The 15931-nt window shown below is 41.4% G+C and carries 15 protein-coding genes and 2 pseudogenes; 7 read left to right on the plus strand and 10 right to left on the minus strand.

Going from position 1 to position 15931, the window contains the following annotated elements:
- The first annotated feature begins 38 nt into the window (after window positions 1-38).
- Window positions 39-1598: a glycoside hydrolase family 32 protein gene (locus AC2CGA_RS11435; RefSeq protein WP_484480199.1), complete on the plus strand. Its 1560-nt coding sequence runs from the start codon at window positions 39-41 to the stop codon at window positions 1596-1598.
- 79 nt (window positions 1599-1677) lie between these two features.
- Window positions 1678-2340 (plus strand): GntR family transcriptional regulator, encoded by a 663-nt coding sequence (locus AC2CGA_RS11440; protein ID WP_088037185.1) that lies wholly within the window; start codon window positions 1678-1680, stop codon window positions 2338-2340.
- 77 nt (window positions 2341-2417) lie between these two features.
- Here AC2CGA_RS11440 and AC2CGA_RS11445 read toward each other — a convergent pair whose 3' ends face one another.
- From AC2CGA_RS11445 to AC2CGA_RS11475, 7 genes are all read right to left on the minus strand, one after another.
- Window positions 2418-2927 carry a DinB family protein gene (locus AC2CGA_RS11445; RefSeq protein ID WP_088037184.1) on the minus strand — a complete coding sequence of 170 codons (510 nt, stop codon included), beginning with the start codon at window positions 2925-2927 and terminating at the stop codon, window positions 2418-2420.
- A 50-nt stretch (window positions 2928-2977) separates the two neighbouring features.
- Window positions 2978-4195, minus strand: coding sequence for an MFS transporter (locus tag AC2CGA_RS11450; RefSeq protein WP_484480200.1), 1218 nt, complete (start codon window positions 4193-4195; stop codon window positions 2978-2980).
- Window positions 4196-4455: 260 nt separating this feature from the next.
- On the minus strand, window positions 4456-4824 hold the full coding sequence (locus AC2CGA_RS11455; protein WP_004393040.1) for a DUF1304 domain-containing protein: 369 nt from the start codon (window positions 4822-4824) through the stop codon (window positions 4456-4458).
- A gap of 30 nt (window positions 4825-4854) precedes the next feature.
- Entirely contained in the window at window positions 4855-5493 is a 639-nt protein-coding gene (locus AC2CGA_RS11460) for a nitroreductase family protein (protein WP_004393039.1), read from the minus strand.
- Window positions 5494-5506: 13 nt separating this feature from the next.
- The gene (locus AC2CGA_RS11465; protein ID WP_004393037.1) at window positions 5507-5941 is read right to left on the minus strand and encodes a MarR family winged helix-turn-helix transcriptional regulator; all 435 of its coding nucleotides are present in this window, start codon (window positions 5939-5941) and stop codon (window positions 5507-5509) included.
- Between the two features lie 136 nt (window positions 5942-6077).
- The gene (locus AC2CGA_RS11470; RefSeq protein ID WP_015387425.1) at window positions 6078-6956 is read right to left on the minus strand and encodes a YitT family protein; all 879 of its coding nucleotides are present in this window, start codon (window positions 6954-6956) and stop codon (window positions 6078-6080) included.
- A gap of 182 nt (window positions 6957-7138) precedes the next feature.
- Entirely contained in the window at window positions 7139-7591 is a 453-nt protein-coding gene (locus AC2CGA_RS11475; protein ID WP_014306189.1) for a MarR family winged helix-turn-helix transcriptional regulator, read from the minus strand.
- A 110-nt stretch (window positions 7592-7701) separates the two neighbouring features.
- On the opposite strand from AC2CGA_RS11475, the pseudogene AC2CGA_RS11480 reads away from it, so the two are divergent.
- Together AC2CGA_RS11480 and AC2CGA_RS11485 are read left to right on the plus strand one after the other, a co-directional pair.
- Window positions 7702-8085, plus strand: a pseudogene (locus AC2CGA_RS11480) (GNAT family N-acetyltransferase).
- A 133-nt stretch (window positions 8086-8218) separates the two neighbouring features.
- A complete protein-coding gene (locus AC2CGA_RS11485; RefSeq protein WP_004393029.1) occupies window positions 8219-9085 on the plus strand; it encodes a DUF1259 domain-containing protein in 867 nt (288 codons plus the stop codon).
- 178 nt (window positions 9086-9263) lie between these two features.
- Here AC2CGA_RS11485 and AC2CGA_RS11490 read toward each other — a convergent pair whose 3' ends face one another.
- Window positions 9264-9665 carry a carboxymuconolactone decarboxylase family protein gene (locus tag AC2CGA_RS11490; protein ID WP_007615035.1) on the minus strand — a complete coding sequence of 134 codons (402 nt, stop codon included), beginning with the start codon at window positions 9663-9665 and terminating at the stop codon, window positions 9264-9266.
- 116 nt (window positions 9666-9781) lie between these two features.
- A complete protein-coding gene (locus AC2CGA_RS11495; protein ID WP_004393027.1) occupies window positions 9782-10678 on the minus strand; it encodes a LysR family transcriptional regulator in 897 nt (298 codons plus the stop codon).
- 118 nt (window positions 10679-10796) lie between these two features.
- On the opposite strand from AC2CGA_RS11495, the gene AC2CGA_RS11500 reads away from it, so the two are divergent.
- A complete protein-coding gene (locus AC2CGA_RS11500; RefSeq protein WP_109567583.1) occupies window positions 10797-11582 on the plus strand; it encodes a 3-hydroxybutyrate dehydrogenase in 786 nt (261 codons plus the stop codon).
- Between the two features lie 730 nt (window positions 11583-12312).
- Here the strand turns inward: AC2CGA_RS11500 and AC2CGA_RS11505 are convergent.
- Complete coding sequence (locus tag AC2CGA_RS11505; RefSeq protein WP_043867600.1) at window positions 12313-13761, minus strand: aminotransferase-like domain-containing protein; 1449 nt, start codon at window positions 13759-13761, stop codon at window positions 12313-12315.
- Window positions 13762-13896: 135 nt separating this feature from the next.
- On the opposite strand from AC2CGA_RS11505, the gene AC2CGA_RS11510 reads away from it, so the two are divergent.
- Both AC2CGA_RS11510 and AC2CGA_RS11515 read left to right on the plus strand, forming a co-directional pair.
- Window positions 13897-14778, plus strand: coding sequence for a DMT family transporter (locus AC2CGA_RS11510; protein ID WP_139885511.1), 882 nt, complete (start codon window positions 13897-13899; stop codon window positions 14776-14778).
- 133 nt (window positions 14779-14911) lie between these two features.
- Window positions 14912-15888, plus strand: a pseudogene (locus AC2CGA_RS11515) (HD domain-containing protein).
- The last annotated feature ends 43 nt before the right edge of the window (window positions 15889-15931 follow it).

Consider the following 15931-nt stretch of genomic DNA (forward strand, 5'->3'; position numbering starts at 1 on the left):
TACTTCATTGGCATTTTCTTTTATTTCTCAATAAGATGGTGAATTCAATCATGGCACGAAAATGGCCCGTTGTAATATTGATCTTTTTGGGTGCGTTCCTGTTTGTCGGCTTACTGCCGAACAAAAACCACAATTCCTCTGACACAAACAACACGGAGCATAAGAAGGATTACCGGGCGGCGTATCATTTTACGACTCCGGACAAATGGAAAAACGACCCTCAAAAGCCCATTTTTTTCGAGGGGAAATATCATTACTACTATCTTTATAATCGGGATTACCCGAACGGCAACGGCACAGAATGGCGGCACGCCGTATCAGAGGACTTGGTGCACTGGACGGACGAAGGCACGGCTATTCCGAAATACACCAACGAAAACGGCGATATCTGGTCCGGTTCTGTCGTCATTTATAAACACAACACCGCGGGCTTCGGCAAAAACGCGCTGGTCGCCGTCACAACGCAGCCGACAGCCAAAACAAAAGCCCAGGAACAATATTTATGGTACAGCACGGATAAAGGAAAAACGTTTACTTCCTATAGTGATCAGCCCGTTATGAAAAACCCGGGAACTAAGGATTTCCGGGACCCGAAAGTGATCTGGGATGAACAGGATGACAAATGGGTGATGGCCATGGCCGAAGGAGAAAAAATCGGTTTTTATGAATCACCCGATTTAAAAAATTGGAAATACACGGGCGGTTTTATCACTCAGCAGATCGGCCTCATCGAATGCCCCGACCTTTATATGATGCGTGCAGATGACGGCACAGCCAAGTGGGTTCTGGGCGCAAGCGCAAACGGCAAACCCGCAGGCAAACCGAATACGTACGCGTATTGGACCGGAAACTTTGACGGGAAGGAATTTACCGCCGATCAAGAAGAACCGCAATGGCTTGATTACGGCTTTGACTGGTACGGCGGCGTCACATTTGAAGACGGTAATAGCGAAGATCCGCTGACAAAACGCTATGCGCTGGCATGGATGAACAATTGGGATTATCCGAATGAAACACCGACACTAAAAAACGGCTTTAACGGCACGGATTCTATCGTCCGTGAAATCCGTCTTCAGCAGCAGGACGGCGGCACATACAGCCTTGTGTCAGAGCCGATTGAAGCATTGAACCAATTAACTTCTTCAACTGACAGCATAGAACACAAACAGGTGAACGGTTCAGAGACACTGCCGATCAAAGGTGATACATATCAGCTTGATATGGATATCGCTTGGTCAGATATCAAAAATGCAGGCGTCAGACTCAGAGAATCAGCAGACCAAAGCCGGCATATTGATGTCGGTATTTCAGCAGAAGACGGCTGTGCCTATGTGAACAGATCGTTTACAGACCAGCCTGATAAAACCGGCGCATACGTCGAAAGCAAAGCTCCATTTGACGGAAACAAAGGGCGCGTCCATCTGAAAATTCTCGTGGATAAAACCAGTATTGAAGTATTTGCAGACGACGGAAAAACCGTTTTGACAAATGAAGTGTTCCCAAAACACGAAGATCAGGGAATCACGCTCTTTTCTGAAGGCGGCTCCGCTGACTTTCAGCATATTGAGATGAAGCATCTCGGTTCGATTCATTCTTAGACGTCCCTCTTCATTTCTAACCGGCGCCCGGACTGTGGTAAAATGCAAATATGTATACTACGATTCATGAGGTGTTCCATTGGATAATCAAAACAAAGAACCTGTGCTGAAAAGAACCATCATGCGGGACGAAGTGTATCGCACACTCAGAAACTGGATCATAACGGGCAAGCTCAAACCGGAAACAAAGTTAAAGGACAAGGATTTGTCGGAAACATTGGGAATCAGCCGCACCCCGATACGGGAAGCCTTATTGCGGCTGGAAGATGACGGCTTGGTGATAACAAAAGCGAACAGATGGACACTTGTCGCTCCGATTGAGTTAAAAGAAGCGGAAAACTTGTATTCCATCGTCTGGACGCTTGAGAAACTCGCATTGCAGCAAGCCCTCCCGCGTATGGACGATGCCGTGATTCAAGAATTGAAACAGCTGAATGAAAATCTTCTTCAAACGATGAAAGACGGCGATAAAATGGCCGTTCTGGAAGCGGATAATGCATTTCACCATCGCATCATTCTGCTTGCGGACAACGCTGAACTTCACAAATTGCTAGTAAGCCTGAAAGTCAAAATTCAGAGACTGGAAATCCGCTATTTCAGTGAAAATGGCGCTTTAAACAGATCATATAATGAACACTCTGATATCATTCACGCATTAGAACAGCAAGATGCCGCCGCTGCTTTTACAGCGATTGAAGCGAATTGGAAAAACAGTTTAGAACGGCTGCAAAACATGGCATAGCAAACGAAAAAGCCAAATCACTCATATGATTTGGCTCTTTTACGGATATCACAAGACAGCCGCGTTGGCTGTCTTGTTTACTTTTTGTTTATATATAAATAAATACCGTAATCCGTCGGCACAGAAGCATACCCCATCTGTCTGAGCATGGCTGTTATATTCCCGCGGTGATACGTTCCGTGGTTCACAACATGGAGGATCATATCGGCCGCTGCGGTTTTCATGATGTCACCTGACGGATGCTCTATTTCAAGGGGGAGACTGATATTTTCCTCCTTTTGCAAAAATAGTCGATATCGGTCTGATAATTCCAAAAATAGATCTTCCAGCTCTTCTATCTCTTTAGACAAGATGTCCTCTTTTTGCTGTTCAGCTGATTTCAGCGTATCCTCCAGACGCTCTTCGGAGAACACATCAAACCACCCCTTATCCGACAGATACACATGAGTCAATACACCGGCTATCGACGGAAAGACACTTTGAATCTCCTTACGGTACACATCCTCCGGAAGCTCTTTAAGCCGGGTGAATATTTGCTGATTTGCCCAAAGATGATAATCATACAATTGCAGTGCCAGATGTCCCACATTACCCTCTCCTCTCTCGATATAGAACGTACGTTCCTAATTATACTACACTACATGCCGCTCTGTACCATTTTCTTCATTCGCAGCTGAGAAAATCCGATAAAAGCCGAAATTAATAAGAGAAGGCCTGCGCCAATATAAATAAACCGCACGCCGAATACATCCGAGATAATCCCCGTTCCGATAATGGAAAACATAAAAATGAACTGAACTAAAGCTGATCTCGCCGCTAATATATTGACCCGTGTCTTTTCGGTCGTGATATTTTGAAGTAATGTTTCCTGCGTGAGATCTCGTAATACACAAGCCGGCCCCATACACAGCACCAGAAAAAGGGCCGTAACGGCGCTTGTGATCAGCCCGTAAATAAACGTGAACATTCCATATGCCAAGGCTCCCGTCAGCATAAGCGGAATGAGATGATGCTGAAGCTTACCGGATAACTTATAGATGATCAGTCCGCCGATCATCGTCCCTGCATAATAGACTCCGTTGACATACCCCCACCAAGCCTCTCCTTTATGAAGGACGTCATGCACATAAGTTAAGGACACAGACCCGATCCATATCATGCCTGCCCACGATTCGATCACATCCATCACAATGAGAACCTTGAGCTGTTTTTGCTGAAATAAATACACCCAGCCGCTTGCCGCATCTGCAAAAAGGGAACTTTCCCTGACTGCTGCCGGCGCACACATGCGTACTTGAAGAAACAGAATGATGCCCAACACCGAAGAAACCAATAACATGACAGTGACGATCATTGTATCGCTCTCTCCCAGGAACGCTATGATGACGCCGCCCAGAGACCACCCCGCAAACTGAACGGTCTGATCCGCCGCCGATAATAAACTGTTCGCTTTCGCCCTTCGATCAGGAGGAATGATTTCCCCAATCAGCGCGCTTTTTATCGGAGCAAACCATCCGTTGCAAAAAGAAATGCCTCCGATCAGACAAAACAGCAGAAAAAAGAATGCGGATGAACCGGTTTGGATGACAAAAAACAAACAGACTAACAGTGTGATCTGTATCAATTGAGAACTGATTAACAAAGAACGAAGCGTGAACCGACCGGTGACCAGCGGCAAAACGGCGCTGCCCAATACGCGGCATACAATGCTGACGAGCGTCATAAGAGAGGCCATCGCCGTCGAACCGGTTTTTGTAAACAAAAACAAGATGACGGCCATCGTATAAAGTGAAAACCCCAAGTTGATAGCGGTCTGGCTGTATAAAATAGCGTAATACGCTCTCTTCATATTCATCCTCTGCAACCCCACTCCCTGATTATGTAAATCATACCATATTTGCCGATCAGCTTTTTTTAAAAAAACAGATTGACATGGAATCCACTCCATCTATTAGGCTTTATTAGCAGAAAGAAGACTTTCAGCAAATAACAATTAAGAAGGAGTAACAGCTGATTTGACATCCCCAATCTATAGTGATGTATATAAGAAATGATTTTCAAAACAGAATAAAAAAAGAGGGCTTCCTTTCCGGAAGCCCTCACTCACTCCGTCTGCTACGCCAATAAAAGAAAAATAAGCGCTAAAACAGCCGGAAGTCCTTGTTTTACGATAATTGATTTGTTTGAAGTAAAGCCTCCGAAAATGGCCGCGATGACCACACAGATGACGAAAAACATTTGAATCATATGGCCAATCGGATCAGCTCCGAGGATCAGTCCCCAAATGAGGCCGGCAGCCAGAAATCCATTATACAGACCTTGATTTGCAAACATGACCGCCACATTCCGATCACCTTCTAAATGCTTCGGCAATTTGAAAGACCGCTTGGCAGCCTTCGAATTGATAAAAAACATTTCAAGTATCATGATAAATATATGTTCTAAAGCTACAATTCCGACGAAAACAGCCGCAATTATGTCCACTGTCCCTCTCCTCTCAGCTTCACTTCAACCTTATTTCCATTGTGCGATTGTTTCGATAGGAAGACGGTAGGAAGCATATCCTTCGTCTGCCGCTTTTCCGATTGATAACAGCATGACCGGTACATAACGCTCTTTATCCATTCCGAAAACCTCGGCAATCTTTTCTTTATCATAGCCGCCGATCGGGTTTGTATCATAGCCGTGCGCGCGTGCCGTAAGCATCAGCTGCATGGAAACAAGACCTCCGTCGATCAGAATCGTTTCACGGTTCACTTGCTCCGGCAGTTTTTCAAAATGCGCCGTCAACGCAGCGATTTGTCTGTCTTTTACTTCCTGCGGCATGTAGCCCAGCTCGACCGCTTTTGAATAAATTTCTTCTAAATAGTCATCACTGTTCATATCTGCGAAAACCGCGATCACCGCAGATGATGTGCTGACCTGTGTTTGGTTAAAGCTGGCAAGCGGCGCGAGTTTTTCTTTTCCTTCAGGGCTGTCAATGACGAGGAAACGCCATGGCTGCGCGTTAACTGAAGACGGCGCTGTCGTTGCTTCTTCCAATATTTGAGTCATTTCTTCTTTGCTGATTTTTACAGCCGGATCGTAATTCCGAATGGAACGGCGGCCTTTCATAATGTCCATAAAATCGTTTGTTTTCAGTTCTGTTTTCATGTGTAAAACACTCCTATGCTTTCATATTTTCTATATTATTCTGCATCTGTGACAATACGTTTTTTAACATACTGCGTTCTTCCTCGCTGACACCGGCAAGCATTTCCTTTATGAAACGCTCCTTCTCCTTTTTGGAAGCCTCAATTCTCTCCCGCCCCTGATCAGTAAGCCGGACAAGTATAATTCGGTTGTCCTCAGGCTTCCGCCTTCTTGTGACCATTTCTTTGGCTTCAAGCTGTTTCAAGTGTCTTGTCACAGCTGCGCCGTCAATATTCACCTTTTTCTGAAGATCGCTTTGGCTGATCTCATCGACGTAAAAAAGCACGGCGAGAAGCTCAAGGCGGGATTGGCTGATTCCGGTGCACGCTTCAAACTTCGTGCCGATCACTTTGTGCAGTGATTGGAGCTGATACAAAATCTCGCCTTCCTCTGAACAACATGCTGTCAAAACCCATCCCTACTTTCTTTTGCGCAATTAATTGACTAGTCAATGTTTGATATATCAATAATATACATCCGTTATTCTTTTTTTGCAAGTGTTTTCTCCTTTTTAAAAAAAGCTGCCGGTGAACGGCAGCTCCTTCTTAATGATTATGGATTTTTCTGAAATTACTGCCTTTTACTTCAGCGACATCATATACCGTCACAAAGGCTTGATTATCAATGTCATTAATAATTTCCTTCAGTTTGGTTTCTTCCAAACGGTTGATGACACATGTGATTTCTTTGAATTTTTCATGAGAAAAACCGCCGTATGCTTCTTTATACGTAGCGCTCCGGCCCAATTCTTCACGAATGGTCTCTACCATTAATGCAGGCTCGTTGGTGATAATCTGAAATGTTTTAGAACCGCTTAAGCCTTCCTCAACCACATGGATCACCTTGGATGCGATGTAGTAAGCAATGACGGAAAGCAATGCGCCTTGCAGCCCGAATACAAAAGAAACAAAAATAAACACAAACATGTTTAAAAATAAAATGAGATCGCTCGTGCCAAACGGCAATTTCCGTGACAGAAGCACAGCCAGCATATCAATTCCATCTAAGGCGCCGCCGTTGCGCAATGCCAATCCCATTCCCAAGCCGAGAATAATCCCGCCGACAACGGTGATTAACAGGGTATCTCCCTCAATGATAGCCGGCGTGTGGTGGAAAAAACTCGTGCCCGCGGCAAGTGAGACAATACCGATAATTGATAGAAACGCAAAACCTTTCCCGATTTGCTTATATCCTAACCAGACAAACGGTATATTAATCACCGCAATCAAGATCCCAAGAGGCAAATGAAAGAGCTGTGAACCGACAATGCTGAGCCCGGTTACACCGCCGTCAGATACACTATTCGGAATCAGTACGGTTTCCAGTCCATACGCGGCAATAATTCCGCCGATGATGACCATGATGGCCCGTACGATTGATTTGGCTCTGAATTTCTTACGTCTTTGTTTTTCGATTGTACTCATATCATTCCCCGCTTCAATTATTTTGTCTTATTTAAATATACCATAATTGATACTTTTCGTTAAAAATAAGCCTATCGGCTAGTTGAAGCAGGAACCGAGGAAGGAGATTTCACAGATAACGTATCCATTTATGACTTTAATCATTCACAACGCAATCATTCAGTAAAAGGAATTATCATCCATTAATAGTCTCTTTTGTTTCCCTTCTTCACATATTCCCAATCATGCTCTATATTTTTTCTCACCCGCTGAAGAAGGCTGAAAATGGTTTCTTTTTCCTCAGACGTAAAGCCGGACAGGGCTACTTCCGCAGAGTGCTCTCCTTCTCTTTGCAATAACGGATAAACCTTTCTCCCTTTTTCGGTCGGGAAAAGTTTTTTTATTTTTTTATTTTGATCATCAGGACGCTTTTCAACAAATCCTTGTATTTCCAGTTTTTTGATCGCTCTCGCCGCTGTTGTTCGATCAACTTTAATCATTTCCGCCAGTTTTTCCTGTATCACTCCCGGGTTTTCACATATACGCACAAGATAGAGATACTGCCCTTTTGTTAAGTCTAATTCTTTAAATTCAATATTGCTGATGGAATCCAATGCCCGTGCGATCATGCCGATTTCACGCAAAATATCAGTCATATCTTTTCAAACCCTTCATGTTTTTGTTGCACTTGCAATATAAATGTTTTGTCGTTACTTCTATAAGACCACAAGCAAGCGGTGCAGTCCAGACTAATATGTGAAAAGGGTTGGTTGATCATGAGGATACAACAGAAATTGATTTACAAGCAGCGCTTGAGATTAGAAAAGCAGTATTCATTGAGGAACAGCAAGTACCTGAATCCGATGAATTTGATCAGTTCGATGCGCTTGAGGAACAGTGCGGGCATGTCTTGGTTTATCATGAAAATCAGCCTGCCGGCACAGGACGCGTCCGCATCGTAAACCAAACAGGCAAGCTCGAACGAATCTGCATCCTGAAACCTTACCGTAAATACGGGTTGGGCAAAGTAATCATAAGCGAATGAGAAAACATGGTAAAAGAAAAAGGCATCACCCAATGTAAACTGAATGGACAAACACATGCGGAAGGCTTTTATCACATCTTAAATAGTCCGATTAAAATCTATTAATAATTAACAGTTGAAGAGATGGTGAAAAAAGCTGATTCTCTCTATTATGGACTCCTGCCGCGTTACATTTTTTCTATCTTCACATATCTTTACTATTAAGTACGTTTAAATTGATTTCAGGAGGAGATATGAAGTGGAAGAAACGAGTATGGAGCCATCACGACTCTGCAAAGAATTTGCAAGAATTCTCAATTCAACGCCCAGTGTCGTAAATGGCGTATGTACGGCGACAAGATTTCGAAGCAACATTCACCCGGTGGTACTCGGAAGAAGAGCCGAGGCATTTCCTTTTATTCCTCAGGCCTTTTCATTTGAGAGCATGGACTCGGAAGGCAGAGCCTTATGTTTAGGTGAGACTGTTTTACTGCAAGAAGAAGTGAACCCATTAATGAGTGAACTGCGCAAATTCGGTATCATCGTAACTGCCGTTCATAACCATTGGCTGTTTGATAAACCGCGTCTGATGTTTATGCATTTTGAATCAATTGACAAACCTCTCAATTTTGCAAGAAAAGTAAGAGAGGCCCTAAGAGTTCTGACTGCTAAAACTGTGCGTGCGGTACCAAAAACTGACGGGGAAATGATTGAACGGCATGGTCTTTGTGACGAATTCAACGATATTCTGGGCGGAACCATGCATACGTTTGAAAATGGAATTTGTACAGTAATGAGATCACGAACGAATATAAAACCGGTTGTACTGGGACGGCCCGGAAGATCATTTTTGCTCATTCCGCAAATGTTTTCATTTGAATCAATGACAAAAGACGGCCGTGCTCTTTGCAGCGGAGAAACTGTAATTCTGCAAAAAGAAATCAATCCATTTATCAGCGCTCTTCGGAAACATGATCTGATTGTAACGTCTCTACACAATCACTGGCTGTTTGACAAACCGAGACTGATGTATATTCATTTCGAAGCGATTGATAAACCTGTCAACTTCGCCTTAAAAGTAAGAAATGCTTTAAAAGTGCTTACTGATAAAGAGGTCGAAGGTTAGCATGTTTCTAAGTATCAAAAAGCGATTCATATAATCGCTTTTACATATGATCAGCCGAAAACAAAAAAGAGGTCAGACATTTGTGTTAAAAAACAGCCTTATAGGCTGTCGTTTTGTGTATATTCTATTGATGAGTTTATACTACTTCATCCCGCATTCCATACAAGCTCTTTATTTCTCAATGGCTTTCTACATGCCGCTGTGCAAACACCTTCTTAGCCACTGAAAGAGCATTAAGTACACGCGGGAAGCCTGTATAAGGAACCAATTGGGTGATACTCTCTACAATCTCAGTCGGTGTTAATCCGGATGTAAGCCCTGTATTGATATGAAGTTCAAGCTGCGGCTCGGTTCCTTGCGTTACAAGGGATGAAATGGTAACAAGCGCACGTTGTTGATTGGTTAATCCCGGTCGTGAATATATATCTCCGTAAGCAAATTCTATAATGTACTTACTTACATCTGGAGCGATATCTTTCAAGTCTTCAGAAATCTTTAAATGCGTAGAAATTTTATCATCGCTTGTTAAAGTGTACTCCATTAATTTGTCTAAACCTTGCTGGTAACGGCTTTGATCCATTTGAAATTCCTCCTGAAAGGTACTTATTTCCTGACATAAGATAATATATCGCAGCCCTCTCTAACCGTAAAATACATAAAAACTATAAAAACCATTCATTTTTTTCATGAGTGATCTTAGTCTACGTAATTACTCTTACAAAAAGATGAAATATACCGGATAAATTCGCGTACTGCGTGTGAAACGTATTTTCCTTTTTTTAAAATAATCGCCACTTTCCAAGGAATGGATGGGTTAACAATGGAGATTGCCTTAACTAAACTTTGATCAGTCTTTTTCACTATCGACTGAGGGAAAATGGAAATACCTAGTTCTTCTCCAATCATTTCGCTGATAAAATCCCATTGAGAACTTTCATAAACAATATTTGGACGAAAACCGGCTCTAATACACTCCTGAATAATCCGATCGTGAAGAGAAAAGTCTTCACTAAACAGGATGAAAGGTTCATTTTTCAAGTCTTGCATTTCCACAATCTCTTTATGAACAAGCGGGTGAGCGGAATGAACGAAGAGCATCAGTTCTTCATTAAGCAATGGAATGATATCAAACTGCTCTTTGTCCACTGGTTCAATAACCACGCCAAGATCCAGTACTCCATCTTCAACCTCCTTTTTCACCTTGTTTCCTCCATGTTCTATCAGCTTGATGTTCACATCAGGATACAATTGTTTAAACCCTCTAATGATTTTAGGAAAAAACAAGACACCGATCAGCGGCGGTATTCCAATTTTCACTTTTCCTTTTTTTAAATGCAAAAGATCGTATAAGTTCGTCGACAAGTCATCTAATGACTTCATAATCATTTGGCCTTGCTCAAATACAATTTCGCCCGCATCTGTCAAAGCGATTTGTCTAGCGGATCGATCAATGAGCTCAACCTTTAATTCCTCTTCCAAACTTTTAACCATCTTACTTAAGGCAGGCTGTGACAAATGCAGATTTTCTGATGCCTTAGTAAAACTGTTGGATTTAGCAACTTCAAGAAAGTATGTGATTTGGCGTATATCCATCGTATGTTCTCCATTCCATAAGTTTAACGAATACATTATATTCTTTTTATTCATTTTACTTATACAACTGCCGGGTGTAAACTTTTAGGAGACCAAAATGTTTCCTGGAGGGGTTACTATGAGTAAATTATTAGAAAGTAAAGTTGCTCTTGTGACAGGCGCGGCTAGCGGAATTGGTTTAGAAATTGCACGTGAATTCGCTAAAGAAGGCGCAAAAGTGGTAATTTCCGATTTGAACGAAAAAGCCGTGCATCATGCAGCTGAGGAACTTAAGGGACAAGGATATGAAGTCCTGCCTGCGGTTTGTGATGTAACAAACGAAGAACAAGTTGAAAAAAGTTTCTCTAAGACACTTGAAACCTTTGGGCGATTGGATATTCTGGTAAACAATGCGGGGATTCAGCATGTGTCCGATATAGAAAACTTCCCGACTGATAAATTTGAATTTATGCTGAAATTAATGCTTACTGCTCCTTTTAGTGCGACAAAAAGAGCGTTCCCTTTGATGAAAAAACAAAAATTTGGCCGCATCATCAATATGGCTTCCATAAATGGTTTAATTGGTTTTGCAGGGAAAGCAGCTTATTGCAGCGCTAAACACGGTTTGATCGGTTTAACTAAAGTATCAGCATTAGAAGGAGCGGAATACGGAATTACTGTCAATGCCTTGTGTCCGGGATATATCGACACTCCATTGGTACAAAACCAGTTACAAGATATTGCAGAGACTAGAGGCATTTCTATAGAAAAGGTGTTTGAAGAAGTCATTTACCCCTTGGTTCCTCAAAAACGTTTGTTAGCCGTGCAAGAAATCGCTGATTACGCAGTATTCCTCGCCAGTGACAAAGCTAAAGGAGTTACAGGGCAGGCCGTCGTAATGGATGGCGGCTATACAGCCCAATAATCTAAATTTCATCTGCAGGAGTAATAGTGCTTTGGATTAAATGATTTACTCTTCAAGAACCAAGCCGATGGTTTTTTAGGAAAGACATAGCTATACAGATTGAAGTTTGATATATATTTGGTATATTAACTTAAGAAAAGCCGCCCTGTTGGCGGCTTTTTTATCCTGCATCCTGTAATGTGAAAATGTTAAAAAGCAACGGAATAGTTGTTGTCTTGCAGAATGCGAAGAAGCTGTTGGGGCTTTCACAAAGTATGTGGGTGAAGCTGCAGATAAGTGTGTAAGATTCCCCTCTCCCCATAATGCGCCCGCACTTTTCATCTCAGCAGCATGAGCATCCGGCAGAGTAGAATTAATACTATTCTGCTTCAATTTATCTTCAATGGTTGGCTGTTATATCAATCTGCAATTAAAAATCAAAGTTTTTCGGGAAATATTTCATTAATAAATTACGGTTATAAAGTAGTGTAATTCTTAGTTCTTAGTCATCATAAAGAAAATTGACCTTCAAATGCATATTTAAAACAAATCTCAATAAAGACCGGTATATTAACTTAAATAATTTTGAAGACTTCTGCTAGTGACGGTTTTAAAGATAATCTCTCTCTTACAGCTCTTTGAATATCAAGTTCTCCTAAGTATTTTTTAACCAGCACCCCAACCGTAGTCAGCGAACAATCCGCGTGTCATTGGTGTCATGTCTCTTTCTATTAAAGTAATCATGATAAATTTATCTGCTTGCCAATTCCTTAATCATCAAACCCAATTCATAAATTCCCTTTTGAAGGTCTTCAAGAGATGCATAAGCATATGATAAGCGAATATAATTCCCTTTTTCCTCAGCATAGATCCTGCCGAGATTGAGCAGAATCCCTTTTGATAAGGCTTTGGTATAAAGTAATTTCATGGATATGGAAGGCAATATTTTTACCCAGACAAAGAATCCTCCCTTTGGGATATTCCATGTCGCCACATCTTTCAAATGAGTTTCTAAAACACTCAAGGCCAATTCTCTTCTCACCTTTAATTGACTTCTCACCTGTTCTAGATGCTGCTGGTATTCACCGGATATAAACCACTCTGCCGCTACTCTCTGGGATAACGAACTGGAGCCGTAATCTGTTTGCATTTTTATGTCGGATAAACGTTCAATCACTGGTTCCGGCCCGACAATCCAGCCAATCCTCAAGCCCGGACTTAATGTTTTCGATAAACTGCCTATGTAAAGCACATGCCCATTTTTATCTATTGTTTTAATAGGATCTGGGGGAATCTCATCTATCCATAACTCACGATAAATGTCATCTTCAATAATGGGAAGCTGTGTATTCTCACTTGCCGCAAGGATTTCTTCTCGTCTCTTTTTTGACATTAAAATACCTGTCGGATTATGAAAACAAGGATTTGTATATAATATAGCCCTCCCCCGCTCCCCCCTTGCCATGCGGATATGTTCCGGCAAAAGTCCATCATGATCCATAGGAACTCCAGTCAGCTTCATACCGGCTGATTGAAATACGTGTAATGAATAAAGATAGGAAGGCTGATCAAGATAAACGGTCGATCCCCTTTGTAAAAGCCCCATTGATATAAGCTGTAAGGCTTGCAGTGCGCCCGAAACAATAAGAATGGAAGAAGGAGAAGCTTGAATGCCGATTGTTCTTAAATAGCCGCTTAATGCCTCTCTCAAAGGCAAATATCCTTTTGGTTCCTCATATCCGAATGCCTCTATGTTTTGGGATACCTTTCCCATGATCTCTTTCATAACAGCTAAAGGAAAAATCTCATGTGAAAGTTCTCCTTTACTGAGCTGTATAAGATCAGAATTTGATTCTGATTTATTGATCTCTTGAACGATTTTTTGGCTTGGCTGCTGAATTCCGGAGGTTACATACTGATCCCAATCGGGAGCGGAATTCTTAGCCAAAAGTGTCCATGTATTGTTCGTAACAACTGTCCCTTTGCCCATTCTGCCTTCGATTAATCCATCCGCCGTCAATTCCTCTAAAGCTGTAATGACTGTGCTCCTGTTCACCTCAAAGTGTTTGGCAAGCGTGCGCTGGCTTGGAATCTTACTTCCGATCGGCCATTCTCCATTTCCTATTTTCTCTTTTATAAATTGAATGATTTGTATGTACTTAGGAAGCTTTCTCATCTTTTTTTCTTCTGGAGCGCTCATTAAAAGGGTCCTCCTTAAAAACTAAAGTGGTTGGGTCAAAATCTATTTAACTGGTTGAAGTCATCTCATCAAATCTTTATTAATATAGAAAAACATTAAATAACTGGTTGGTTTTTGTAAAGAGGAGTGAGAAAGATGAGAAAGAAAACAGTTCGAATCGGCATATCTTACAGTCTGATGATTGGGTTGTGGGCATCAGCTTTCCCGGGAATTCGCGCGGGTCTTGAGAGTTACACGCCGGAACACCTCGCTTTGTTTCGCTTGTTGATTGGGTCAATGGCATTGTTGGTTTTTGCTGTTTTGACTCATATGCGTTTGCCTGACATGAAGGATATCCCCGCTATTTTATCGTTAGGGTTTTTAGGTTTTGCACTATATCACATTTTGCTGAATATCGGAGAAAAAACCGTCAGCGCAGGGGTAGCAAGCTTACTCGTGACCATGACACCTATTTTTTCTGCAATGTTATCTCGTCTGTTTTTTGGTGAACATTTTGGGCTTTATAAATGGATTGGCTCTATCATAAGTTTATTGGGTGTGTCGATCATTTCTTTCGGGGCAGGAAACTATACAAATTCAGTGAACGGCATTTTGTTAATCCTGCTGGCAGCTTTTTCGGAGAGTATTTATTTCGTTTTTCAAGCCCGCTATATAAAAAAATATGGATTTATCCCATTCGTTACATTCACTATTTGGGGCGGGACAATACCTATGCTTGTATTTCTGCCTGGCTTAGGGGAAGAGTTTTTGAACGCTTCCATGAACTCAACATTGTCTATCGTTTACTTAGGCTTATTGCCAACGGTTGTGCCTTACTTTGCACTTGCGTATGTCACTTCACTCGTCGGTGCTTCAGAAGCAGCCATTTCACTTTATTTAACACCAGCCATAACCTTGGTCATTTCTTGGGTGTGGTTAGGTGAAGTACCCACGTTTATTGCACTGACAGGCGGGATGGTTACAGTCGCCGGGGTGTGTTTCACTTATCTGAAAGCAAATAAAATTAGGCTCAAATGAATTTTTCAGAATTGTGATATGTTAAGTATATCAATATTAAAGGGAAGAAAATCCATGATGCGATAGGTTGCACTTCTTTGCCATGCTTGACTTTCAGTTTCTGCAATTAGCGCATCAAAGGGGTGTAAGGAAAATGAAGATAACAGATAGTATTTATGGCGATGATGAAATAGATGGAATTCTTGAAGAGCTTATTTTCAGTCATCCAGTACAAAGACTAAAAGGGGTTTACAAGGAGGAGCAAGTTATGTTGTGAATCAAAAGTGGAATGTCACGAGGTATGAACATTCCATAGGCGTAATGCTCCTCATAAAAAAGCTTGGCGGTTCTTTAGAAGAACAAATCGCAGGTTTACTTCACGATGTATCTCATACTGCATTTTCATACGTTATTGATTTTGTGTTTAACAATAAAAATGAGGATTATCACGAAAACATTTATCATCAAATCATAACTGATTCAGAAATCCCCCATATTCTCAGTACATATGGATTAAATTACAAGGACATTCTATTAGACACCTCTAATTGGAATTTGCTCGAACAGCCAGCTCCTGAGTTATGCGCTGACAGAATCGATTATACCTTAAGAGATATGTATCAGTACGAAAACATCACAATGGAGGAAGTTGATCATTTCTTAGATCATCTAATAATTAAAGAAGGAAAAATATACTTAAAAAATATAAAAACTGCTGAATGGTTTGTAAGAACTTATTATAAAGAAGTTATTGATTTCTTTATGAACCCTCTTAATATTTACGGTTATGATTATTTGGCTAAGACTTTAAAAACCGCCTTGGATAAAGAAATCATTAACATAAACACACTGCTCGGAACAGATGAAGAAGTAATGAACATCTTGCGTTCTTCCGGGGATATAGATGTGAAAAATCTTGTAAGCCGCTTACATCGAAGAGTCATTGTTAAAGAAGATAAGGCTGATTATCATTTGCATCGTAAGAATAAATTGAGGCTTATTGATCCGTCTGTATTCTATGATGACAAACTTATCGCTTCCTCTGCATTATCAAATGAAATCAAAACGATGAACGAAAATGCTAAGAAAAAAGCTGAGGAAGGGATGTATGTAAAAATAATTTCAAACTGATTTACCTCTTGAGCCTGCTTGATAAAAAAACAATACAGTTTGA

The organism is Bacillus sp. SYZHCR11, from assembly GCF_057196865.1.